Below are 22,833 nucleotides of genomic sequence, written 5' to 3'. Positions count from 1 at the left end.
AAACTGGCTACGGCTGTCGCGCGCGCAACCCGGCGGCCGCAGCGATCAGGCCTGGCGCGGCTTCACGCGCGAGGCCGCTTCCTTGGCGTTGACGCGCGCGGTCTCCACGTCGGCCGCATGCGCCAACGCCACGCCCATGCGGCGCTTGACGAAGCTCTCGGGCTTGCCGAACAGGCGCAGGTCCACGCCCGGCACCTGCAGCGCCTCGGCCACGCCGTCGAAGGCGATGCCCTGGGCATCGACGCCGCCGTAGATCACGGCGCTGGCGCCCGGGCTCTTGAGCGTGGTGTCCACCGGCAGGCCGAGGATCGCGCGCGCATGCAGCTCGAACTCGTTCTGCCACTGCGTGGCCATGGTGACCATGCCGGTGTCGTGCGGCCGCGGGCTGACCTCGCTGAACCAGACCTGGTCGCCCTTGACGAACAGCTCGACGCCAAACAGGCCCTGGCCGCCGAGGTCGGCCGTGACCGCCTCGGCGATCTGCTGCGCCTTCTGCAGCGCGGCCGGCGCCATCGGGTGCGGCTGCCAGCTCTCGACGTAGTCGCCGCTGACCTGCACGTGGCCGATGGGCTCGCAGAACCGGGTGTTCACGGCGCCGCCGGCCTCCTTGGCGCGCACCGTCAGCAGCGTGATCTCGTAGTCGAAGTCGATGAAGCCCTCGACGATCACGCGGCCATGGCTCACGCGGCCGCCGGCCATGGCGTAGTCCCAGGCCTTCTGCACATCGGCCGGGCCGTCGATCTTGCTCTGGCCCTTGCCCGAGCTGCTCATCACGGGCTTCACGATGCAGGGGTAGCCGATGCCGCCGTCGATCGCGGCCTGCAGCTCGGCGAGCGAGTCGCAGAACTTGTAGGGGCTGGTGGGCACGCCCAGGGTCTCGGCGGCCAGGCGGCGGATGCCTTCGCGGTCCATCGTGAGGCGGGCGGCGCGGGCCGTGGGGATCACGCGCACCGTGCCCGCGTCCTCGAGCTGCTGCAGCATCGGCGTGGCGATGGCCTCGATCTCGGGCACCACGAGCTGCGGCTTCTCGGCCTCGATCAGCGCCTGCAGCTGCGCGGGATCGCTCATGACGATGGTGCGCGCATGGTGGGCCACCTGCTGGCCGGGTGCGTTCTCGTAGCGGTCGACAGCGATGGTCTCGACGCCCAGGCGCTGCAGGGCGATCAGCACCTCCTTGCCGAGTTCGCCGGAGCCGAGGAGCATCACGCGGGTTGCCGAGGGGGAGAGAGGGGTGCCGAGGGTGGTCATGGCGGCTTCTGTCGGTTCGGGAGGAAAGAAAAAGAGGGGAAAAGCGCGAGCGCGCACTGTAAGCCACCCGTGTCGCCCGCGGCAACGACGCGCCGGCGGGGCTGATCCACAATGGACGGCACGGCGGCTGGCCCGCCTTCTCTTTTCTTCCCCTTTCGTTTTCTCAAGGAGCATTTCTCATGGCGATTCAGACCGTCGGCATCATCGGCGCCGGCACGATGGGCAACGGCATTGCGCAGGCCTGTGCGGTGGCGGGCGTCAAGGTGGTGATGATCGACGTCGCGCAGGCGGCGGTCGACAAGGGCCTGGCCACCGTCTCGGGCAGCCTCGACCGGCTGATCAAGAAGGAAAAGCTCACCGCCGAGCAGAAGGCCGCCGCGCTGGCGCTGATCCAGGGCTCGACCAACTACGACGACCTCAAGGGCGCGCAGCTCGTGATCGAGGCCGCGACCGAGAACCACGCGCTCAAGCTCAAGATCCTCAAGCAGGTCGACGAGCTCGTGGGCCCCGAGGTCATCATCGCCTCGAACACCTCCTCGATCTCGATCACGCAGCTGGCCGCCGCCACCTCGCGCGCCGACCGCTTCATCGGCATGCACTTCTTCAACCCGGTGCCGATGATGGCGCTGGTCGAGCTGATCCGCGGCTACCTCACGAGCGACGCCACCCACGACACGGTGAAGGAACTGGCCGAGCGCCTGGGCAAGTCGCCGATCACGGTGAAGAACGCGCCGGGCTTCGTGGTCAACCGCATCCTGGTGCCGATGATCAACGAGGCCTTCTTCGTGCTGTCCGAGGGCATCGCGACCGCCGAGGACATCGACGCCGGCATGAAGCTGGGCTGCAACCAGCCGATCGGCCCGCTGGCGCTGGCCGACATGATCGGCCTGGACGTCTGCCTCGCGGTGATGGAGGTCTACCTCGACCAGTTCGGCGACTCCAAGTACCGCCCCTGCCCGCTGCTGAAGGAAATGGTGGCCGCCGGCCAGCTGGGCCGCAAGACCGGCCGCGGCGTCTACACCTACTGACGCGCCGAAGAACGAGGAGACAGGCAACGCCATGACCGCCACGCCCACCACCCCGCCGGCCGAAGGCTGCATCGACACCCAGGTGCTCGACCACGTGCTGCTGATCGGCATCAACCGGCCCGCCAAGCGCAACGGCTGGACGCCGCCGATGTTCCGCCAGCTCGCCGAGGCCTACACGCGCCTGGACGACGACCCGAACCTGCGCGTGGGCGTGCTGCATGCCTTCGGCGACCACTTCACGGCCGGCCTCGACCTGCCCGCGGTGGCCGACTACATGAAGCGCGGCGAGAAGGCGATCCCGCAGGGGCTGGTGGAGCCGCACGACTTCGGCCTCGAGGGCTACCGCCGGCGCACCAAGCCGATGGTGGTGGCGGTCAAGGGCATCTGCTTCACGGTGGGCATCGAGCTGATGCTCGGCGCCGACATCGTGGTGGCGGCCGACAACTGCCGCTTCTCGCAGATGGAGGTGCAGCGCGGCATCATGGCCACGGGCGGCGCCACCTTGCGCATGGCCGAGCGCGCCGGCCTCGGCAACGCGATGCTGCACCTGCTGACGGCCGACGAGTTCGGCAGCGCCGAGGCCTATCGCCTGAACTTCGTGCAGAAGGTCGTGCCCGCGGGCCAGGAGCTCGACGAGGCGCTCGCGATCGCGCAGCGCATCGCCGCGCAGGCGCCGCTCGCGGTGGTGGCCACGCGCCTCAACGTGCTCAAGGCGATCGAGCACGGACCGCTGGCCGCGGTCGGCGAGTTCATCGAGACGCAGAAGCGGCTGTCGAACAGCGAGGACGCGGCCGAGGGCGTGCGCTCCTTCATCGAGCGCCGACCCGCGCGCTTCAGCGGGCGCTGACGAACGCCCTTCCCGCCCCCTCCTCCATCCCTCACCATGACCCTGCGACTGCGCGCGGCCCTGGCCGCCCTGACCCTCTCCGCCGTGAACACCTCCCTCCACGCCCAGGCACCGGCCGCGCCCGCGGCCCTGCCCGATCCCGCGGCCACCTCCGTCGACGCGCTCGGCTGGATGCGCGGCTTTCCGCCGCCGCCCGACAAGCAGATCACCTTCGAGAACCCCGCGGGCAACGCCTTCCCGCGCAACCGCTGGACCTTCTCGCACGTGCGCGAGGTCGTGCCCACCACCAACGTGTGGCGCGGCAGCGGCGCCGCGAGCCCGCTGCCGGCCGCCACGGGCGTGACGCCCCAGCAGATCGAGGGCATCCGCTTCAAGTCGCTGTCGGGCGAAGAGAGCACGGTCGCCCAGATGATCGCCAACACCTACACCGACGGCATCCTGGTGCTGCACCGCGGCCAGGTGGTGTACGAGAAGTACTTCGGCGCGCTCACGCCCGAGCGGCCGCACCTCGCGATGTCGGTCACCAAGTCCTTCGTCGGCACGCTGGCCGCGATCCTCGCCGACGAGGGCAAGCTCGACCCCGCGGCGCCCGTCACAAAGTACGTGCCCGAGCTCAAGGACAGCGCCTACGGCGACGCCACCGTGCGCCAGGTGATGGACATGACCATCGGCGTGCGCTACTCCGAGAACTACGCCGATCCCCAGGCCGAGATCTGGGACTACTCGCGCGCCGGCGGCTTCATTCCGCGCGCGCCCGGCTACAACGGCCCGAAGACCTTCTACGAGTTCCTCGCGCTGCAGAAGAAGGAAGGCGCGCACGACGAGGCCTTCGGCTACAAGACCAGCAATGCCGAGGTGCTGGCCTGGATCCTGCGCCGCGCCAGCAACCAGTCGCTGGCCGACCTGCTGAGCGAGAAGATCTGGCGCCGCATCGGCGCCGAGCAGGACGCCTACTTCATGGTCGACAGCATCGGCACCGAGTCGGGCGGCGGCGGCCTCAACACCACGCTGCGCGACCTCGCGCGCTTCGGCGAAACCCTGCGCAACGGCGGCCGCGCGCCCAACGGGCAGCAGGTGTTCCCGAAGGCGGTGGTCGACGATATCCGCCGCGGCGGCGACACCGCCAAGTTCGCGAAGGCCGGCTACGGCCTGCTGCCGGGCTGGTCGTACCGCAACATGTGGTGGGTGTCGAACAACGCGCACGGTGCCTACATGGCGCGCGGCATCCACGGCCAGAGCATCTACGTGGACCCGGCGGCGCAGATGGTGATCGTGCGCTACGCGGCGCATCCGGTGGCGGCGAACGCGGGCAACGATCCGCTGACGCTGCCGGGCTTTGCCGCGGTGGCCGATGCGCTGATGAAACGCCCCTGAGTTTTCCTGCCCTCTCCGCCGGGAGAGGGGACCCGAAAACCCTGTCGCACGAAATACTTTGCACACAATTTAATTGAGTGCCATAATTCGGCCCATGCCCTCCCTCACGCAAGACGAACTCCTGAAGCTGGACAACCAGCTCTGCTTCGCCATGTACTCCGCCTCGCTGGCCATGACCCGCCTGTACAAGCCCCTGCTCGACAAGCTCGGTCTCACCTACCCGCAGTACCTGGTGATGCTCGCCCTGTGGGAAAAAGACGGCCCCATGGTCTCCGAACTCGGCGAGCGCGTCTCGCTCGACTCGGGCACGCTCACCCCGCTGCTCAAGCGCCTCGAGGCCAACGGCTTCGTGGCCCGCGTGCGCGACGTGGCCGACGAGCGCCGCGTGCACATCACGCTCACGGCCGCGGGCCGCCGCCTCAAGGCGCGCGCGGGCCACGTGCCCGAATGCCTGCTCGCGGCCTCCGAATGCTCGGTGCCCGAGCTCGTGGACCTCACCCACCAGATTCAAACGCTGCGCGACCGCATCCGCAAGGCCGCCTGAGCAAGCAAGCCATTTCAATCACTACAACAGGTTTCTCCCGCCGCGTGCCTTTCCGGACCACGACGGCTTTCTTCAACCCCCCTCCACTTCGACCAAGGAAACACCATGACCACCAAGCTCGACAAAGTGCTCTACACCGCCCAGGCCCACACCACGGGCGGCCGCGACGGCGCCGGCAAATCCAGCGACGGCGCGATCGACGTCCAGCTGAGCTCGCCCGGTTCGGGCAAGCCCGGCACCAACCCCGAACAGCTGTTCGCGGTCGGCTATGCCGCCTGCTTCATCGGCGCGATGAAGGCCGTGGGCCCGAAGATCGGCGTCAAGGTGCCGGACGACGTGGCGATCGACTCCAGTGTCTCCCTCGGCCCGACGAATGGCGGCGCCGCCTACGGCATCGCGGTCAAGCTGGCGATCACGCTGCCCGGCCTCGACGCCGAACAGAAGCAGAAGCTGGTCGACACGGCCCACCAGGTCTGCCCGTACTCGAACGCCACGCGCGGCAACATCGACGTCGAACTGACGATCGCCTGAGCCCCCGCGCTCCACGACGAAGCCCCGCGCCGCGGGGCTTTTTTGCGCGCGCGCGCTTGTCCCGCGTGCGACGCGCGCGGCGCCGGCGCGATGGCGCCTTTCACGAAGCTTGGCTAACGTGGCGTGCACTCACCGGTGCGTTGCGACGCACCCCTTGCCACCCCAGCGGCCGGAACGCCGCGCAGCCACGGAGCTTCGACACGCCATGAGCACCACCCTCAGCCTGCAGATCCGCAAGAGCCAACTGGGCGACACCCGCCTCGACGACCGCACCGACACGCCACTGGCCGACGGCCAGGTGCGCGTGCGCATCGACAGCTTCGCGCTGACCTCGAACAACATCACCTACGCCGCCTTCGGCGAGGCCATGAGCTACTGGCGCTTCTTCCCCACCGGCGACGAGGCCTGGGGCAACATCCCCGTGTGGGGCTTCGCGAGCGTGGTGCAGTCGCTGCATCCGGGCGTGGCCGTGGGCGAGCGCCTCTACGGCTACTGGCCCATGGCCACCGGCGCGGTGCTGAGCCCCACGCGGCTGTCGCCCGAGCGCTTCGCCGACGGCGCCGCGCACCGTGCCGAGCTGCCGGTGGTCTACAACCAGTACTTCCGCTGCAATGCCGATCCGCTCTACACCGCCGACAGCGAGGACACGCAGGCGCTGCTGCGCCCGCTGTTCATCACCTCCTGGCTGATCGACGACTTCATGGCCGACAACGACTTCTTCGGCGCGCGCACCATGCTGCTGTCGAGCGCCTCGAGCAAGACGGCCTACGGCACCGCGTTCCAGCTGCACCAGCGCGAAGGCATCGAGGTGGTCGGCCTGACCTCGGCCGGCAACGTCGGCTACTGCGAGAGCCTGGGCTGCTACCACCGCGTGCTGCGCTACGACGCGCTCGACGAATTGCCCGCCGACACGCCCTGCGTCTACATCGACTTCGCGGGCAACGGCGCGCTGCGCGAGGCGGTCCATGCGCGCTTCACCGGCCTGCGCTACAGCTGCGCGATCGGCGGCACGCACGTCGACGAACTGGCCTCGAAGGGCGCCACCCGCGAGCTCGCGGGCCCGCGCGCCACGCTGTTCTTCGCGCCCGCGCAGATCAAGAAGCGCACCGCCGAATGGGGCGCCGAGGAATTCAGCCGCCGCATGGTGGCGGCCTGGCAGGCCTTCACCGCGCGCGCCACCGATGCCGCGAGCCCCTGGCTGCGTGCCGAACACCACCGCGGCGGCGCGGCCGCGCAGGCGGCCTATGCCCAGGTGCTGGCCGGCAAGGGCGATCCGCGCACCGGCCACATCCTGTCGCTGCACGCGCACCCCGGCGGCCTCTGAAAAGCGCGCGGGGTGCGGGCGACGACAATCGCCGCATGATTCCCGATTCCCCCGCGGCGCCCGCCGGCCACCCTGCCCATCCCTACGAGAGCCTCACGCCCGACGTGGTGCTCGACGCGCTCGCGGGCCTCGGCCTGCACGGCGACGGCCGGCTCACCGGGCTCAACTCCTACGAGAACCGGGTCTACCAGGTGCACCTCGAGGACCCACAGCCGCACCCGGCCGTGGTGGTCAAGTTCTACCGGCCCGGCCGCTGGAGCGAGGCCGAGATCCTCGAGGAGCATGCCTTCTCGCTCGAACTGGCCGCGGCCGAGGTCCCCGCCGTGCCGCCGCTGGCCTTCGGCGGCGCCACCTTGCACCGCCATGCCGGCTTCGCCTTCAGCGTGAGCCCCTACCGCGGCGGCCGCGCGCCCGAGCTCGACGACTTCGAGGTGCTCGAATGGGTCGGGCGCTTTCTCGCGCGCATCCACACCGTGGGCGCCGCGCGCCCGTTCGAGGCGCGGCCCGCGCTCGACCTGCAGAACTTCGGCACCGCCTCGCGCGACTGGTTGCTGGCGAACGACAAGCTGCCGCTCGACGTGCAGCGCGACTGGGAGAAGGCCTGCAACGAGGCGCTGGCGATGATCGCCGCGACCCCGCTTTCGAGCGCGGCGGCCACCGGCGACGGCCCGCGCAAGCTGCGCCTGCATGGCGACGTGCACCCCGGCAACATCCTCTGGACCCCGACCGACCGCCCCCACGGCGGCCCGCACTTCGTCGACCTCGACGACGCGCGCACCGGCTTCGCGGTGCAGGACCTGTGGATGCTGCTGTCGGGCGAGCGCGCCCAGCGCACCGCGCAGCTCTCGGGCCTGCTCGACGGCTACGAGCAGTTCCGCGAATTCGACCGCCGCGAGCTCGCGCTGATCGAACCGCTGCGCACGCTGCGCCTGATCCACTACAGCGCCTGGCTCGCGCGGCGCTGGGAAGACCCGATCTTCCCGATCAACTTCCCCTGGTTCGGCAGCAGCGACTACTGGAAGGGCCAGGTCCAGATGCTGCAGGACCAGTGCGAGGCGATGGCCGAGGACCCGATCTACGCCTGAACGGCCGGCGCCGACAGCCGGCGGATCTCCTCGCGCACGATCTCGCGGTGGTGGTGCGAGGGCGAGAGGCCGATGAACTGCGTGTACTTCTCGAGTGCGGCCGCCACGTTGCCGGCGTCCTCGAGGTCCAGCGCCTCGAGCATCAGTTGGGTGAACAGCCGGTTGGCATCGGCCTCGCGGCGCGAGGCCACGAGCGTGCGCGGCTGCAGCTCGGGCTGCTCGGCATAGATCCGGCGCTGCACCTCGATCAGCTCGACCATCGCGCGGCCGATGCGGTGCACCTGCTCGGTGGCGGGCTCGAGGCCGCAGGCCCGCACGTCGGCCGCGGCCTGGTCGAGCAGGTGCGAGGCCACGCGCAGCAGCCGGTTCAACGATTTGAGGCTCATGGCAGCACCGCCCCGGCCGTGCCCGCGGGCCCGGCCTTGCACGCACGCGCCGCCATCAGGACGCCAGCTCCGCGCCGTCGAGCTGCCGCTTGAGCGCGAGCTGCGTCTCGCGCTCGGCGATCGCGAGGCGCTTGGCCGCCTGCTCGCCATGGGTCTTCACCGAGAAGGCCTTGCTGACGGTGCCGCGCCCGGCGATGAAGGTGATCGCCATCCAGTAGCCCGGATGGTCGGGCCGCGGCGACTTGAACTGCACGCCGCTGGTGCCGCTCGAGTTGTTGCGGCGCACGATCTCCGCGCGCGAGAGCCGCGGCGTGCGCGCGCGCGGCGCGGCATCGGTCTCGCGGCGGATCGCCTCCTCGGCCGGGTGCACGTGCGCCAGGCCGGTCATCTGCGCGAGCTGGCGCGCGCGCTCGGCCAGCGCCGCCGCATGGGCCGCGCGATCGGCGCCGTCGACCGAGAAGTAGGTCTGCAGGATCTGGTCCTCGGCGATGTAGGTCTTGGCGAGCCAGGCACGCACGCGGCCGTCGGGCGCGACGCGGCTGTAGACGCCGGGCGCACCGGTGCTGTTGTTGGCGCGCGGCTGCTCGGCGCGCGCGCGACGCGCGATCGGCGGGTGCTGCCGCACGATGGCGTCGCGCCAGTCCTGCGCATGCAGCAACGCCTGTTCGGCGCCACCGTAGCTCGCCCGGCCGAACTGCCGGTAGTGGCGGGTTCCGTTGCGCATGACGGAGACCTCGTAGCCCCAGGGCCGGGTGAAGATGCCGTACATGGCGGCGGAATTGGGGATACCTTTGGGCATGCTGGCGTCGACACGGCCGTGTCGTTGATCTGAACCCCCTGGCGACACCCCTTTTTGCATGCTCTTGAAGGCCCGGGCCACGGCGAGGTTGGCGGGAATACTAAAGCCTTCGCAAGGCCTTGGGCATCACCGGTTCCGGTAGCCCGGCGCGGCGCGGGGTCGATGCCCCGCATGGTCACGGCCCTGCCACGAAGACGGTGCAGAACGGCGTGCGCGTTCAGCGCTTCGCGCTCTCGCGCAGGCTCTTCGCGAGCCCGTCGAGCAGCCGCTGCACCAGCATGTTCGGCGGCCCCGCGCGCCACACGCCGTAGGCCTCCGACGGCGTGACCTCGCGGTCGAGCGGGCGGAACACCGCGCCGCTGAGCGCCGAGTGCCGCATCGCCTGCGGCACCAGCGCCACGCCCATGCCCTGCGACACCAGCGAGACCACCGCGAGCCAGTGCCGCACCTCGTGCCGCACCTCGGGATGGAAGCCCGCGTCGGCGCAGATCGAGAGGATGCGCTCGTGGTAGTCGGGCGAGGCCTCGCGCGAGAACAGCACGAAGGGTTCGCCGCGCAGCTCGGCCGGCGCGAGCGCGCGCCGCCGCGCCAGCGCATGGCCCGCGGGCAGGCAGCAGACGAAAGGCTCGGTCAGCAGCAGCCGGTGCTGCAGCTCGGGCGGCATGCGCGCGGTGTGGACGAAGCCGAGGTCGAGCCGGTCGTGCATCAGCTCGGTGATCTGCACGCCCGAGTTGAGTTCGGCCAGCGTGATTCGCACCGCCGGATGCTTGGCCTGGAACGCGCGCAGCGCCTGCGGCAGGCCGCGGTAGAGCATCGCGCCGACGAAGCCGATGCGCAGCCGCCCGGCCGAGCCCTGCGCGATGTCGCGCGCCTCGAGCGCGGCCTCCTCGGCCTGCTGCAGCAGCCGGCGCGCCGACACGCGCAGCGCGTCGCCCGCGGGAGTGAGCCGCACCTCCTTGCTGTTGCGCTCGAACAGGCGCGCGCCTACCGTGTCCTCGAGCTGGCGGATCGCCACCGACAGCGGCGGCTGCGAGATCGAGAGCCGGCGTGCCGCGCGCCCGAAGTGCAGCTCCTCGGCGAGCACGGAGAAATAGCGCAGGTGACGCAGTTCCATGAATAGGCAAATCGAATCGAGCAAGACCCAAACGATATTAGACACGGATCGTCACGGCTTGAACAATGGCGCGAATCCAGGAGACAAGCCATGCCCGAGACGCCTGCCGCGCCCGCCGTTCATCCCATTCCCGACCGCCACGGCCAGAACCTCTACAGCGTCGACACCGAGCTGCAGTCGCTGCTCGCGCTCTACCTGCCCGAGGACCTGCTGCGCCACCTGCGGCCGCACTTCGAGCGCCTCGGCGGCCTCGCGGGCGGCAGGCTCGACGAGCTGGCCGGCACCGCCGACCGCAACCCGCCCACCCTGAAGCAGCGCACGCGCACCGGGCTCGACGAGCAGCAGGTGATCAAGCATCCGGCCTACGTCGAGATGGAGCGCCTCGCGCTCAGCGAATTCGGGCTGGCCGCGATCTCGCACCGCGACGAGACGCTGGGCTGGAAAGGCCGCATGCCGCCGCTCGTGAAATACGCGCTGACCTACCTGTTCGTGCAGGCCGAGTTCGGCCTGTGCTGCCCGGTCTCGATGACCGATTCGCTCACGCGCACGCTCAAGAAGTTCGGCGCGCCCGCGCTGGTGCAGAAGTACCTGCCGCGCCTGACCTCGCTCGACTTCGACGAACTCGCGCAGGGCGCGATGTTCATGACCGAGCAGGCCGCGGGCTCCGACATCGCCGCCACCGCCACGCTGGCGCGGCGCGAGGCCGACGGCAGCTGGCGCCTCACGGGCGACAAGTGGTTCTGCTCGAACCCCGACGCCGACTTCGCGATGGTGCTCGCGCGCGCCGAGGACGGCGTGGCCGGCATGAAGGGCGTGTCGCTGTTCCTGCTGCCGCGCCGGCTCGACGACGGCCGCCTCAACCACTACCGGATCATCCGGCTCAAGGACAAGCTCGGCACGCGCTCGATGGCCAGCGGCGAGATCCGGCTCGAGGGCGCGCTCGCCTTCCTGGTCGGCGAGGAGGGCCGCGGTTTCGTGCAGATGGCCGACATGGTCAACAACTCGCGGCTGTCGAACGGCGTGCGCGCCGCCGGCCTGATGCGCCGCGCGGTGGCCGAGGCCGAGTACATCGCCGCCGAGCGCCAGGCCTTCGGCCGCACGCTCGACCGGATGCCGCTGATGCAGCGCCAGCTCGACAAGCTGCGTGTGCCCGCCGAGCAGGCACGCACCATGGTCTGCCAGACCGCGCTGGCGCTGGCGCGTTCCGACGCCGGCGAAGCCGATGCCTACGCGCTGCTGCGCATCCTCACGCCGCTCATCAAGTTCCGCGCCTGCCGCGATGCGCGCAAGGTCACGGGCGATGCGATGGAGGTGCGCGGCGGCTGCGGCTACATCGAGGAATGGAGCGATCCGCGGCTGGTGCGCGATGCCCACCTGGGCTCGATCTGGGAGGGCACCAGCAACATCGTCGCGCTCGACGTGATCCGCGCCGTCAAGCGCGAGGGCTCGCTGCCGGTGCTGCGCGCCCATTGCGAACGGCTGATTACCGAAGCCGAACCGGCCCCGGCCTTCGCCCAGGCGCTGCGCGATGCGCTGGCGCGCGCCGCCACGCTGGCCGAGACGGCCGCGCGCGAAGGCGGCGACGTGCTCGCGCGCCAGGCCGCCTCGGCGCTCTACCACTGCACCAGCGCGAGCGCGATGGCCTGGGAGGCCACGCGCACCGGCTCGGCCGCGCGGCTGCGCTGGTCGCAGCTCGCGCTGCTGCACCGCGTGCTGCCGCGCGATCCGCTCGCGCCCGATGCGCTGCCCGCCGGCTGGACCGCGGCCTGAGCCCTGCCCCCCGGACACCCGAACAAAGAACGGAGACCTCCTCTTGAAACACCTCGCTTCCCTCCTCGCGCTGGCCACCGCCTGCGCCGGCCTGCTGGCCGCGGCCCCCGCCGCGCAGGCCGACACCGCCTTCCCTTCCAAGCCGATGACGCTGGTCGTGCCCTTCCCGCCCGGCGGCCCCACCGACGCGATGGCGCGCACGCTCGCGGCCGAGATGAAGGACCGCATGGGCCAGCCGATGATCGTGGAGAACCGCGCCGGCGCGGGCGGCAACATCGGCGCCGAGTACGTGGCGCGCGCCGAGGCCGACGGCCATGTGCTGCTGTTCGGCACCTCGGGCCCGCTCGCGATCAACGCCAGCCTCTACCGCAAGATCAACTACGACCCGGTGAAGAGCTTCGCGCCCGTGATCCAGGTCGGCTACCTGCCGAACATCCTGGTGGTGAATCCCGCGCTGCCGGTGAAGACGGTGCCCGAGCTCGTCGCCTATGCCAAGGCCAATCCCGGCAAGCTCAGCTATGCCTCCTCGGGCAACGGTGCCTCCTCGCACCTCGCGGGCGTGCTGTTCAACTCGATCGCCGGCACCGACTTCCAGCACATCCCCTACAAGGGCACCGGCCCCGCGCTCAACGACCTGCTGGGCGGCCAGGTCAGCATGACCTTCACCGACATCCTCACCGCGCTGCCCTACGTCAAGGCCGGCAAGCTGCGCGCGCTGGGCGTGGCCACCCTCGCGCGCTCGCAGGCGCTGCCCGAGGTGCCGACGATCTCGGAGCAGGGCTACAAGGGCTACGACGTGAGCGTGTTCTTCGGCATCGTCGCGCCCGCGGGCACGCCGGCCGAACGCGTGGCGAAGCTCAACCATGCCTTCGCCGAGGTGCTGAACTCGCCCAAGGTCAAGCAGATGTTCGCGGCCCAGGGCCTCGAGGCCAGCGCCGACACCTCGCCGCCGAAGCTCGGCCAGTTCATCGCGAGCGAGTCGGCGAAGTGGAAGGACGTGGTCAAGAAGTCGGGAGCGCAGCTCGATTGATGCTGGCATCCGGGGCGCGATCACGCCGACGGGGTACCTTGCTCCGCGAATGTCCCCCGGCCTGCGGCCTCCTCCTTTATTTCGCTGCGCAAGGCACCCCATCGTCGTGCTCGATGAGCGCCGCGCCTGAACCGCCGGCACGACCAGAGCGTCCCTCGTGCGGAGGGCATCGGGTACTCCCCGCAGCGAAATCAAGGAGGAGGCCGAAGGCCGGGGGACATTCGCGGAGGGGAGTACCCGATGTCCTTCGCACGCGCCCCGAACGTGTTCCCCGACAAATCAACGCCAAGCATGAAGGCACGCAAATGACATCCACCCCAGGCGCACTCGCAGGCATCCGCGTGCTCGACATCTCCCGCATCCTCGGCGGCCCCTACTGCGGCCAGATCCTCGGCGACCATGGCGCCGACGTGCTCAAGATCGAGCCGCCGCAGGGCGACGACACGCGCACCTGGGGCCCGCCGTTCAAGGACGGCGTCGCTTCCTACTACCACGGCCTCAACCGCAACAAGCGCGTGCAGCACCTCGACTTCTCGACCGAGGAAGGCCGCGCCGCCCTGCTCGCGCTGGTGGCCGAGGCCGACGTGCTGATCGAGAACTTCAAGACCGGCACCATGGAACGCTGGGGCATCGGCTACGAGACCCTGTCGCAGCGCTTTCCGCGCCTGGTCTGGTGCCGCGTCTCGGGCTTCGGCGCCGACGGGCCCCTGGGCGCGCTGCCCGGCTACGACGCCGCCGTGCAGGCCATGACCGGCATCATGAGCGTCAACGGCGAGGCCGAGGGCGGGCCGCTGCGCGTGGGCCTGCCCGTGGTCGACATGGTGACCGGCCTCAATGCCGTCATCGGCGTGCTGCTCGCGCTGCAGGAACGCCAGCGCAGCGGACGCGGCCAGTTCGTCGAGGCCGCGCTCTACGACAGCGGCATCTCGCTGCTGCATCCGCACGCCGCCAACTGGTTCATGGACGGCAGCGCGCCGCGCCGCACCGGCAACGCCCATCCCAACATCTATCCCTACGACGCCCTCGCCACCGGCACCGACCCCGTGTTCGTGGCCGTCGGCAACGACCGCCAGTTCGCGAGCCTGTGCGGCTGCATCGGCCTGCCCGCGCTGGCCACCGATCCGCGCTTCGCCACCGCGGGTGCGCGCTCGGTGAACCGCGACACGCTCAAGCAGCGGCTAGAGACCGCCATGGCCGCCTTCGACGGCCGCGTGCTGGTCGAGCAGCTCATGGCCGCGGGCGTGCCGGCCGCGCCCGTGCTGCCCGTGGCCGCCGCGCTCGAACATCCGCACACGGCGCACCGCGGCATGGTGGTCGAACTGGAGGGTGGCTACCGCGGCATCGGCGCGCCCGTGAAGCTGGGCCGCACGCCCGCGAGCTACCGGCATGCGCCGCTGACGCCGGGCGATGCCTTCCTGCCGCGCGCGGACGACGAGGCAACCTCACCCGCGACGCACTGAACGCCCGCGGCCGATGCCATAGCAGGCGATGCCGGCGGCCTCGACCTCGGCCGGGTCATAGAGATTGCGCCCGTCGAACACGGCACGCGCCGACAGCCGCGCGGCCATGCGCTCGAAATCGGGCCGGCGGTAGGCCGCCCATTCGGTGACGAGCACGAGCGCATCGGCGCCTTCAAGCGCGGCCTCGGGCGCATCGCACCAGGCGATGCCTTCGCGCTCGCCGAGCAGCGCGCGCGCATTCGGCATCGCGGCCGGGTCGTGCAGCCGCAGCCGCGCGCCGGCGGCCAGCAGCCGCTCGATCAGCACCAGGCTCGGCGCATCGCGCATGTCGTCGGTGTCGGGCTTGAAGGCCAGGCCCCACACGGCCAGCGTGCGCCCCGCGAGCGTGGCGCCGAAATGGCCGGCGACGAGTTCGAAGAGCCGCGACTTCTGCGCCTCGTTCACCGCCGCCACCGCGGGCAGCAGCCGCAGCGCGGCGCCCTCGCCCCCATGCTGCAGCGCGCGCAGGTCCTTCGCGAGGCAGGAGCCGCCATAGCCCGCGCCGGCCTGCAGGAAGGCCGGACCGATGCGCGCATCGGCGCCGATCGCGCGGCGCACGCTCTCGATGTCGGCGCCCGCCTGCTCGGCCACGCGCGCCATCTCGTTCATGAAGCTGATGCGGGTGGCGAGCATCGCGTTGGCGGCGTACTTCGCGAGCTCGGCCGAGCGGCGGTCCATCACCAGCCACTGGCGCGCGGGGTCGCGCACGAAAGGCCGATAGAGCTCGGCCAGCAGCGCGATCGCCTCGGCATCGGAGGACCCGACCACGATGCGGTCGGGCGCGCGGCTGTCGCGCACCGCCGAGCCTTCGCGCAGGAACTCGGGGTTGACCGCCACCGCGATCCGGTGCGTGGCACCGCGCCGCGCCAGCGCGTCCCGCACCACCGCCTCGACCCGGTCGGCCGTGCCCGCCGGCAAGGTCGACTTGCAGACCAGCAGGCCGTCGCGGTCGCGGTGGTGCCCCACGGCGCGCGCCACCTCGAACACCGCCTCGAGGTCGATCACGCCCTCGGCATCGGCCGGCGCATTGACCACGATGAACAGGATGTCGCCATGCCGCGCGGCCTCGCCGGCATCGTCCGTGAAGCGCAGCCGGCCGGCCGCCGTCTCCTGCGCCACCAGCGCGCCGAGCCCCGGTTCGTGCAGCGGCATGCGGCCCGCGCGCAGGCCCGCGATGCGCGGCGCGTCGGTGTCGGCGCACAGCACCGCGTGCCCGGCCTCGGCCATGCAGGCCGCGAAGCTCAGGCCCACGTAGCCCGCGCCGAAGACCGCGAGCTTCAAGACAGCGGCCCCGCGACGGGCCGTGCCCATGAGCGATGGCACTGGCAACCGCGAGGGTTGTGCGATAAAAGCGGCATGCATGCCTTCCCAACGACGTCCGGACAGGAAAAATCGATGATGCCCGATCAAGTGGCGGCGCGCACCGCGCTGGTCCTCGAGACCAACAACCTGCGCGGCGGTGCCGATGCGCAGGCCCAGGCCGCCGCCAGCCTGCGGCGGCTGATCGCGCTGCTCGCGCGTCAGAAGCAGCCGCTGTCCACGCTGGCCCAGGTGGTCATCACGCACGACGGCCTCGACGCCGCCACCTGCGAGGAAGTGCAACGCCTGGCCGGGCGGCCCGTCGACTTCGTGCGCATCGACGCCAGCACCGGCTACTACGACGCCAAGAACACCGGCTTCGCGGCCACCGACGCGGCGCGCTGCGACTGGGTGGTGTTCGCCGATGCCGACTGCCTGCCCGACGAGGACTGGCTGCGCGAGCTGCTCGCGCCCTTCGCGCGCGCCGACGCGCCGGCCGTGGTGGCGGGACGCACCAGCTACGCGGCCAACGTGGTGGGCACCGCGCTCACCACCATCGACTTCATGTACTTCCCGAACGAGCACGCGGGCGCGACGAGCAACTTCTACGCGAACAACGTGGCGTTCCGGCGCGAGGTCTTCGACACCCACGGCTACCAGGCGCTCGACGGCGTGTACCGCGCCCACTGCCAGGTGCTCGGCATGCGGCTGCGCGCGGCCGGCATCCCGCTGCACTACGCGGCGCGCGCCCACACCGAGCACCGCCTGCCCGACACGCGGCGCGAGGCGCTCAAGCTGCGCTGGATGCGCGGACAGGACACCTGTTCGCTCACGCCGCACCTGCTGCGCAGCTATGTGTCGCCGCGCTGGCACTGGCTCGCGAAGAGCGGACCGATCGGCCCGCTGTGCGTGCTCGTCACGCGGCTGGGCTTCAGCCTGCGCGCGCTCAACCGGCAGGACCTGCCGCCGCTGCGCGGCGCGCGCTGGGTGCTCGGCGTGCTGCTGATCCTGGGCTTCTCGGCCGTCGACATGCTCGGCGCCTTCGCGCGCGGCATCGGCCTGCACACCACGGGCCGCGCGCATGCCGATGCGCAGGCGCTCTCCTACCACCGCCCCTGAGGCCCGCGACCATGGCACGCATGCTCGTTCTCACCGCCCTCGCGCTGCTCGCCCCCGGACTCGCGGCCTCGGCCGAGTTCTCGGGCCGCGGCGTGTTCGCCTTCGCCTCGGGCAGCGGCTGCCCCATCGCCGCCGGCACCGGCGAGAACTGCAACCGGCTCGCGCTCGACGACGAAGACACCCGCGCCACGCTCGACGAGGCCACGCACACGCTGCGCTTCGCCAACGGCCGCAGCTACGACGGCAAGCGCATCGTGGGCGACGTGGTGCTGCAGGGCTCGGGCCGCACGGCCGACGGCCAGCGCGTGCCGCTGAGCTTCCATGCGCTGCTGAGCCGCTCGGGCAACGACTGGTCGTTCAGCAGCCATGCGCATGCGCCGGTGCGCGGCGAGTTCTCCGAGATCCGCATCGATCCCTGGCAGCTCGTGGTCGGCGAGGCCGGCGGCGAGCGCGTGCTGTTCAGTAGCGCGCAGGTCGTGGAGGCGCTCGCCAAGCCGTCGCTGACGGCGCGCCTGGCCGACGAGCTGGTGCAGGTGCGCGACAACCGCGAGAGCGCCGCGCGCGACGCCGACATCACGGTCGGGCTCGGCGTGTCGAAGGCCGTCAAGTGGGTGGCGCGCACGCGCTTCGTCACGACGCGCAACCGGCCGCTGGCCGAGGCGATGCGCGAGGGCACCTGGTCGCTCGAGCTGCAGGCCCTGAGCGGACAGATTCCGCGCCAGGTGGTGCAGCGCGACCTGTTCCTCTACGGACTCGAATCGCAGGCCCTGCTGCAACCGCTGCTGCAGCGCGGCTTCCGCAAGAACGAGAAGCTCACGATCGGTGCCACCAGCGGCAAGGGCTTCGTGCGCTACGACGGGCAGCAGCGCGAGTTCGCGGGCGCCGACGCCACGGCGCGCGGCTTCCTGCAGGGCAGCTTCCTGGGGCTGGTGCTCGGCTGGCAGCAACAGCAGTTGCAGCCCGTGGCGCTCGATGCGAAGGCCCGGCCGAATGGCCGCTGAGCTGTACGCGCGGGCCGAGGCCGACGCCGAGGCTCCGGGCTTCGAGAGCCTGGCGCCGCCGTTGCTGCGCGGCTGGCCCGCACTGCAGGCCGCGCTGGTGCACCGCGTGAAGCGCGCCGCGCTGCGCCAGCTGCATGCCAGCCGCGCGGGCGAGGCGCTGCTGCTGCGCCTCTACCTCGTGGGCGAGGAATCGTCAGAGCAGGCGCTGCAGCGCGAACTGCGCGCCGCCGCGCCCGACTGGCTCGAGCGCCAGCTCGACCAGCACCTGGCCGACGAGCAATTGCATGCGCGGCTGTTCGCCGAGGCCATCGCCGAACGCGGCGGGCGCGCACGGGCCGGCGCCGTCGATGGCGAGCAGCCGCGGCCCGACTGGTTCAGCCGGCGCAAGCTCGCGCGCTGGCAGGCGCTGATCCGCCGCCATGCGCCGCACTTCGCGCACGGCGGCCTGGTGCCGGCCTATGCGATCGGCCTCGCGGCCGAGCAGATGGCCTCGCGCATCCTCGAGCGCCACTGCGCGCTGATCGGGCCCGCGCATGCGCTGCATCCGCTGCTCGCGCGCGTGTGGGCCGACGAGCAGCGCCATGTGCGGCTGTGCAGCCACACGCTGCAGCGCTGCGTGGCGCCGCACGAGCGCGCGCGGCTCGCGCAACTGATGGACGAGGTGCGCGCCATCGAGCGCGGCTTCGGCATCACGGGCGCGCTCGGCATGTGGTGCGCGGGCGCGGCGCTGCGGCTGGTGCCGCACGTGGCTTGAGCGTCGGCTGAGCCATGCCGCGCATCCTCTATCTCGCGACCGCCGACGCGCGCGGCCACCTGATGCGCTCGCAGCTGCTCGCGCACGCGCTGCGCGCGGCCGGCGCGCAGGTGCAGGTGCTGACCACCTCCGACGAGGGCGCGCTCTTCCTCGCGGGCTTCGGCATCGACGCGCCCGTGCTCTCGCGCCACTACGCGGTGCAGTTCGACGCGCGGCAGAACATGCTGCGGCGCGAGACCGACCGCAACGTGGCGCACTACGTGTTCCGGCCCGGCCGCATGCTGCGCGACATCGTGCGGCTGCACGGCCGGCTGCGCGAAGCCGACCTGGTGGTCAACGACTCCTTCCATCCCGCGCTGCTGTTCATGGGCGCGCTGCCGCCGTGGCGGCACAAGGTGGTGCACGTGTACGGCGCGAGCCTGCGGCGCGCGCTCGAAGGCAATTTCAGCGGCCGGCTGCCGGGCTGGACGGCACGCGCCTTCGGCCGCATCGTGGCCTGGCAGATCGGACGCAGCCGCGCGCGCATCGCGCACGATTTCGCGCAGGAGGCACCGGCGCACGACGGCCGGGGCACGCACCGGCTCGCGACGCCGGTGGCCGTGGCCTCGAGCGAGGACGTTGCGGCCGTTGCCCCGCGGGCCGCGGTCTACCTCAACCCGCACTTCAAGGACACGGCGCTGGCCGACGGCCTCGAGCACGGCCTGGCCGCCGCGGGCCTGGGCGCGCATTGCGTGGGCGAAGGCTATGCCGGGCGCGCCGGCTGGCAGCCGCAGGACGCGCACTGGATCGACACGGCCGCGCGCAGCGCCTTCATCGTCTCGGCCCCGGGCATGGCGGCGCTGTCGGTGGCCCAGGTCTACCGCAAGCCGATCCTGCTGCTGCAGACCGACCAGCCCGAGCAGGCCAGCAATGCCGAGCGCGCCGCGCAGCTCGGGCTGCGGCATCGCGTGGTGGTGTGGCGCGGCGACGCGGCCGCGTTCGCGAGCGACGTGGCGGCCGCGGCGCGCGCGCTGGGCGCGAGCACCGAGGCCACGGCCGCGCAGGGCCGCGAGGCGGCGCTCGAACGGCTGCAGCCCTGGAGCCAGCTGCTGCTGCGCCTCGCGGCGCAACCGGCCGCGGCCGGTGCCGACGCGGCCTATCCGGCCGCGCGCCTGGACTGAAGCACCACGCGCAGCATCCGGTCGAGCGCGCGCTCGGGCGCCGCCGCCGTGGCGTCGGGCTGCGGCAGCGCCGCGACATCGCCCATGCCCGCCGGGCTCATCGACACGCGCAGCTTGCGCAGCGTGAAGCCCGAGCGCACGACCGGCTCGTCCGCGCCCTCGGCGGCCTCCGCATCGGCCGCCTCGCCCACGAAGAACTGCAACACCAGGCACTTGCGCTGCGGCGACGGCACGAGCTCGAACACCAGGCTGCGCCGCCACGCACCCGAGGTGCGCTGGCCCGGCAGCATGGCGCCGTCGAGCAGCGCGACCACGCGCGTGCTCTGAGCCTCGCAGCGGTAGTCGATGCGCACGCGCAGCCGCTGCGCCGGCGCCTGGCCCGGGGCCTGCAGCGGATGCGCGAACACGGCCGCGGGCGGCAGCGGGATCACCAGGCAGGCCAGCGAGCCCTCGCTCCAGGTGTCGACGTCGTCGGGCGCCGACCAGCCATGGGCCAGCCAGGCCGTGGCCGGATTGCCGGTGCGAAAGGCGTAGTCGCGGCCGAGCACGAGCTCGGGCAGCGCCTGCAGGCCCGGGTCGCGGTCGTCGAAGCCCCAGCGCGTGGAGAAGGCGCGCTCGATCGCATCCGCGGGCCACGCACTCGCGCCGGCCGGTGGGGCCGCGGCCTCCTCGCCGGGCGCGCGGCAGGCGTCGAGCATGAAGTCCAGCGCGCCGAGCTCGGGCCCCACAGGCATCCAAGGCGAGCAGGCCGCGGGCAGGCACTCGGGCGCGTTGCGGTCGGCGCGGATCAGCGCGCGCACGGGCTGCAGGAAATAGCGGGCCTCGGTCAGCACGCTCGACGACAGCCCAGCGACGAAGCGCAGGTTCTCGGCCGACAACAGCGCATAGGTGTTCTCGCGCGTCCAGGCGACGTTGGGAATGGCGCGCGCGATCGGCGCGAGGTCGTGCAGCGCGGGCTCGTAGGGATGGGGCTTCACGACCAGCAGGTCGACCTCCTGCGCCAGCGTGCGCAGCGCGCCGATCACGGCGGACGGATGCTGGCTGCGCCCGCCGCTCACCAGCGAGAGGTCGACCAGGCTCTGGCCGAAGAACAGGCCCACGCGCAGCCGCGGATCGAACAGCGCGCCCGCGCCGCGGCGCGCGAAGCAGCCGCGGATGGCGGCCGCGTGGTTCCAGAACAGCTCCTCGTCGATGGCGCGCGCCTCGAGCGCGGCGCGGATGCGCGCGTCGTTGGTGCGCGCGCAGAAGTGCAGGTGTTCGGTGAAGCGGCGCGGATCGATCTCGATGTCGAGGTAGCTCGCGCCGCCGCGGTCGATGCAGTGCTGCAGCGCCGGCGTCAGGCCCCAGCCGATCACCAGGCAGCCCGGGCCGAAGGCCGGCAGGCCCTCGAGCCCGCGCAGCGGCGCGAGGTCGGCGACGCAGGCACGGGCCCAGCCGGCCGGCGTGGCCGGCAGGCCCAGCAGCGCCATCGCGCGCGCCACGTCGATCGTGCCGCCGTGCGAGCGCGGCGCGATCTCGCGCACCGGCAGGCCGAGCCGGCCCAGCGCCGAGCCGAAGAAGCCCTGCAGGAAGCGCCGGTTGGCGGGGAAGTAGTGCAGCCCGTTGTCGGGCGAACGGAAGAAGTCGTCGACGAAGAGGACCTGGTGGAACCGGCGTGCTGGCATGGCGATGGGCGGTCGGTGCCGGAGGCCCTGCGGGCCGCCTCGCCGGCCGGTGGCTGAGGGGGAGCCGCCAATCTAGAAGTGCACTCTTAGCGTTCGGTGAGCCCCGCGCCAAGCGCGCGCAAAGTTCATGCAAAGCAAACGTGAAGCGCGTGCCGTGTGTGAACGGCAGGCAAAGTGCCAGCGCCGGAAGGCGGCGCTCAGTCCAGCGTCAGGTTGAGCCCGCGGATCAGGCCGTCCCAGCGCTCGGACTCCTGATGCAACAGCGTGGCGAACTGCGCGGGCGTGCCGCCCACCGGTTCGACGCCATAGGCCGCGAGCTTGCGGTGCACCGCGGGGTTGTGGATGGCGCTCGCGATCGCCTGCTGCAGCCGCGCCACGATCTCGGGCGGCGTGCGCGCCGGCGCCACCACGCCCACCAGCGCGGCCGCCTCGACGCCGTCGATGCCGAGCTCGGCGAAGGTCGGCACCTCGGGCAATTGCGGCAGCCGCACGCGGTCGGCGATCGCGAGCGCGCGCACGCGGCCGCTGCGGATGAAGCCCAGGCACGCGGCGAGGTCGCACATCATGGCCTGCAGCTGGCCGCCGGCCACGTCGGCCACCGCGTTGGCAGCGCCGCGGTAGGGCACGTGCAGCATGCGCAGCCGGGCCTGGCGCTGCAGCAGCTCCATCGCGAGGTGGTGCGGGCTGCCGGTACCGGCCGAGGCGTAGCTGATCTTGCCGGGATAGGCGCGCGCGTCCTCGAGAAAGGCGCGCGCGTCGCGCACGCCGCTGGCCGGTCCGACCAGCAGCACCAGCGGGAAGCGGCCCATCAGCGTGACCGGCGCGAAGTCGCGCTGCGGGTTGTAGCCGAGGTTGCGGTAGAGCACGGGGTTGAACACCAGCGTGCCGTTGTCGGCCGACAGCACGCTGTAGCCGTCGGCCGGCGCGCGCAGCACCTCGGCGGCGCCGAGCGAGGTGTTGCCGCCGGTACGGTTCTCGACCACCACCGGCTGGCCGGTGTCGATCGCGAGCTGGTTGCCGACGATGCGCGTGAGGAAGTCGGAGCCGCCGCCCGCCGGGTAGGGCACGATCCAGCGGATCGGCCGGTTGGGGAATTCGCGCTGGGCTCGCGCAGGCGCGGCGCCGAGCAGCAGCGCGCCGGCCAGGCCGGCGGCACCCGCGAGCCAGGCGCGGCGATCGCGCGAGGCGGTGGCCGGCGCGGCCGATGGATCCGCCTGCGCCGATGCCACCGTTGCCACGCGTGCCGTCGCCATCGTC

21 protein-coding genes are annotated in these 22,833 nt (G+C 71.9%); 14 read left to right on the top strand and 7 right to left on the bottom strand.

The window, feature by feature from the left end:
- Nucleotides 1-45: 45 nt before the first annotated feature.
- Entirely contained in the window at nucleotides 46-1,248 is a 1,203-nt protein-coding gene (purT, locus tag R0232_RS02460; RefSeq protein WP_431511144.1) for a formate-dependent phosphoribosylglycinamide formyltransferase, read from the bottom strand.
- 179 nt (nucleotides 1,249-1,427) lie between these two features.
- On the opposite strand from purT, the gene R0232_RS02455 reads away from it, so the two are divergent.
- From R0232_RS02455 to R0232_RS02425, 7 genes are all read left to right on the top strand, one after another.
- Nucleotides 1,428-2,276, top strand: a complete 849-nt coding sequence (locus tag R0232_RS02455) for a 3-hydroxybutyryl-CoA dehydrogenase (protein WP_093355279.1) — start codon at nucleotides 1,428-1,430, stop codon at nucleotides 2,274-2,276.
- A 31-nt stretch (nucleotides 2,277-2,307) separates the two neighbouring features.
- Nucleotides 2,308-3,123: a crotonase/enoyl-CoA hydratase family protein gene (locus R0232_RS02450; RefSeq protein WP_431511143.1), complete on the top strand. Its 816-nt coding sequence runs from the start codon at nucleotides 2,308-2,310 to the stop codon at nucleotides 3,121-3,123.
- Nucleotides 3,124-3,159: 36 nt separating this feature from the next.
- On the top strand, nucleotides 3,160-4,497 hold the full coding sequence (locus tag R0232_RS02445) for a serine hydrolase domain-containing protein (RefSeq protein ID WP_431511142.1): 1,338 nt from the start codon (nucleotides 3,160-3,162) through the stop codon (nucleotides 4,495-4,497).
- A 94-nt stretch (nucleotides 4,498-4,591) separates the two neighbouring features.
- Entirely contained in the window at nucleotides 4,592-5,041 is a 450-nt protein-coding gene (locus R0232_RS02440; RefSeq protein WP_431511141.1) for a MarR family winged helix-turn-helix transcriptional regulator, read from the top strand.
- Between the two features lie 105 nt (nucleotides 5,042-5,146).
- The gene (locus R0232_RS02435) at nucleotides 5,147-5,572 is read left to right on the top strand and encodes an organic hydroperoxide resistance protein (protein WP_057595126.1); all 426 of its coding nucleotides are present in this window, start codon (nucleotides 5,147-5,149) and stop codon (nucleotides 5,570-5,572) included.
- Nucleotides 5,573-5,777: 205 nt separating this feature from the next.
- Complete coding sequence (locus tag R0232_RS02430) at nucleotides 5,778-6,896, top strand: DUF2855 family protein (protein WP_431511140.1); 1,119 nt, start codon at nucleotides 5,778-5,780, stop codon at nucleotides 6,894-6,896.
- Nucleotides 6,897-6,931: 35 nt separating this feature from the next.
- Entirely contained in the window at nucleotides 6,932-7,981 is a 1,050-nt protein-coding gene (locus tag R0232_RS02425) for a serine/threonine protein kinase (protein WP_431511139.1), read from the top strand.
- On the opposite strand, the gene R0232_RS02420 is transcribed toward R0232_RS02425, so the two are convergent.
- The 3 genes from R0232_RS02420 to R0232_RS02410 all read right to left on the bottom strand — a co-directional run bounded on the left by R0232_RS02420 (nucleotide 7,972) and on the right by R0232_RS02410 (nucleotide 10,280).
- The gene (locus R0232_RS02420) at nucleotides 7,972-8,367 is read right to left on the bottom strand and encodes a hypothetical protein (protein ID WP_093355269.1); all 396 of its coding nucleotides are present in this window, start codon (nucleotides 8,365-8,367) and stop codon (nucleotides 7,972-7,974) included. The two genes, R0232_RS02425 and R0232_RS02420, sit on opposite strands and share 10 nt — an antisense overlap.
- A 55-nt stretch (nucleotides 8,368-8,422) precedes the next feature.
- Nucleotides 8,423-9,166 (bottom strand): AP2 domain-containing protein, encoded by a 744-nt coding sequence (locus tag R0232_RS02415; RefSeq protein ID WP_256223065.1) that lies wholly within the window; start codon nucleotides 9,164-9,166, stop codon nucleotides 8,423-8,425.
- Nucleotides 9,167-9,383: 217 nt separating this feature from the next.
- Nucleotides 9,384-10,280: a LysR substrate-binding domain-containing protein gene (locus R0232_RS02410; RefSeq protein WP_093355264.1), complete on the bottom strand. Its 897-nt coding sequence runs from the start codon at nucleotides 10,278-10,280 to the stop codon at nucleotides 9,384-9,386.
- 90 nt (nucleotides 10,281-10,370) lie between these two features.
- Between R0232_RS02410 and R0232_RS02405 the strand changes: the two genes are divergently transcribed.
- From R0232_RS02405 to R0232_RS02395, 3 genes are all read left to right on the top strand, one after another.
- The gene (locus tag R0232_RS02405; RefSeq protein ID WP_431511138.1) at nucleotides 10,371-12,050 is read left to right on the top strand and encodes an acyl-CoA dehydrogenase family protein; all 1,680 of its coding nucleotides are present in this window, start codon (nucleotides 10,371-10,373) and stop codon (nucleotides 12,048-12,050) included.
- 43 nt (nucleotides 12,051-12,093) lie between these two features.
- Entirely contained in the window at nucleotides 12,094-13,080 is a 987-nt protein-coding gene (locus R0232_RS02400; RefSeq protein ID WP_093355257.1) for a Bug family tripartite tricarboxylate transporter substrate binding protein, read from the top strand.
- A gap of 305 nt (nucleotides 13,081-13,385) precedes the next feature.
- On the top strand, nucleotides 13,386-14,540 hold the full coding sequence (locus tag R0232_RS02395) for a CaiB/BaiF CoA transferase family protein (RefSeq protein ID WP_431511137.1): 1,155 nt from the start codon (nucleotides 13,386-13,388) through the stop codon (nucleotides 14,538-14,540).
- Here the strand turns inward: R0232_RS02395 and R0232_RS02390 are convergent.
- A complete protein-coding gene (locus R0232_RS02390) occupies nucleotides 14,523-15,860 on the bottom strand; it encodes a UDP-glucose dehydrogenase family protein (RefSeq protein ID WP_431511136.1) in 1,338 nt (445 codons plus the stop codon). The two genes, R0232_RS02395 and R0232_RS02390, sit on opposite strands and share 18 nt — an antisense overlap.
- Nucleotides 15,861-15,974: 114 nt before the next feature.
- On the opposite strand from R0232_RS02390, the gene R0232_RS02385 reads away from it, so the two are divergent.
- From R0232_RS02385 to R0232_RS02370, 4 genes are read left to right on the top strand one after another with little or no spacing between them, the layout of a single operon-like run.
- Nucleotides 15,975-16,997 carry a glycosyltransferase gene (locus R0232_RS02385; RefSeq protein WP_431511135.1) on the top strand — a complete coding sequence of 341 codons (1,023 nt, stop codon included), beginning with the start codon at nucleotides 15,975-15,977 and terminating at the stop codon, nucleotides 16,995-16,997.
- A gap of 11 nt (nucleotides 16,998-17,008) precedes the next feature.
- Nucleotides 17,009-17,998: a hypothetical protein gene (locus R0232_RS02380; RefSeq protein ID WP_431511134.1), complete on the top strand. Its 990-nt coding sequence runs from the start codon at nucleotides 17,009-17,011 to the stop codon at nucleotides 17,996-17,998.
- On the top strand, nucleotides 17,988-18,752 hold the full coding sequence (locus tag R0232_RS02375; RefSeq protein WP_431511133.1) for a hypothetical protein: 765 nt from the start codon (nucleotides 17,988-17,990) through the stop codon (nucleotides 18,750-18,752). Before R0232_RS02380 ends, R0232_RS02375 begins: the two co-directional genes overlap by 11 nt.
- A 14-nt stretch (nucleotides 18,753-18,766) precedes the next feature.
- On the top strand, nucleotides 18,767-19,912 hold the full coding sequence (locus tag R0232_RS02370; RefSeq protein WP_431511132.1) for a hypothetical protein: 1,146 nt from the start codon (nucleotides 18,767-18,769) through the stop codon (nucleotides 19,910-19,912).
- Here R0232_RS02370 and R0232_RS02365 read toward each other — a convergent pair.
- Both R0232_RS02365 and R0232_RS02360 read right to left on the bottom strand, forming a co-directional pair.
- Entirely contained in the window at nucleotides 19,888-21,576 is a 1,689-nt protein-coding gene (locus R0232_RS02365; RefSeq protein WP_431511131.1) for a hypothetical protein, read from the bottom strand. The genes R0232_RS02370 and R0232_RS02365 overlap by 25 nt on opposite strands.
- A 197-nt stretch (nucleotides 21,577-21,773) precedes the next feature.
- Complete coding sequence (locus R0232_RS02360) at nucleotides 21,774-22,829, bottom strand: Bug family tripartite tricarboxylate transporter substrate binding protein (RefSeq protein WP_431511130.1); 1,056 nt, start codon at nucleotides 22,827-22,829, stop codon at nucleotides 21,774-21,776.
- Nucleotides 22,830-22,833 lie beyond the last annotated feature (4 nt).

The organism is Variovorax sp. DAIF25 (assembly GCF_050711835.1).
Lineage (GTDB): Bacteria > Pseudomonadota > Gammaproteobacteria > Burkholderiales > Burkholderiaceae_C > Variovorax.
The sequence above is the reverse complement of the archived record's forward strand: the minus strand, read 5'-3'. Positions and strand labels throughout refer to the sequence as shown.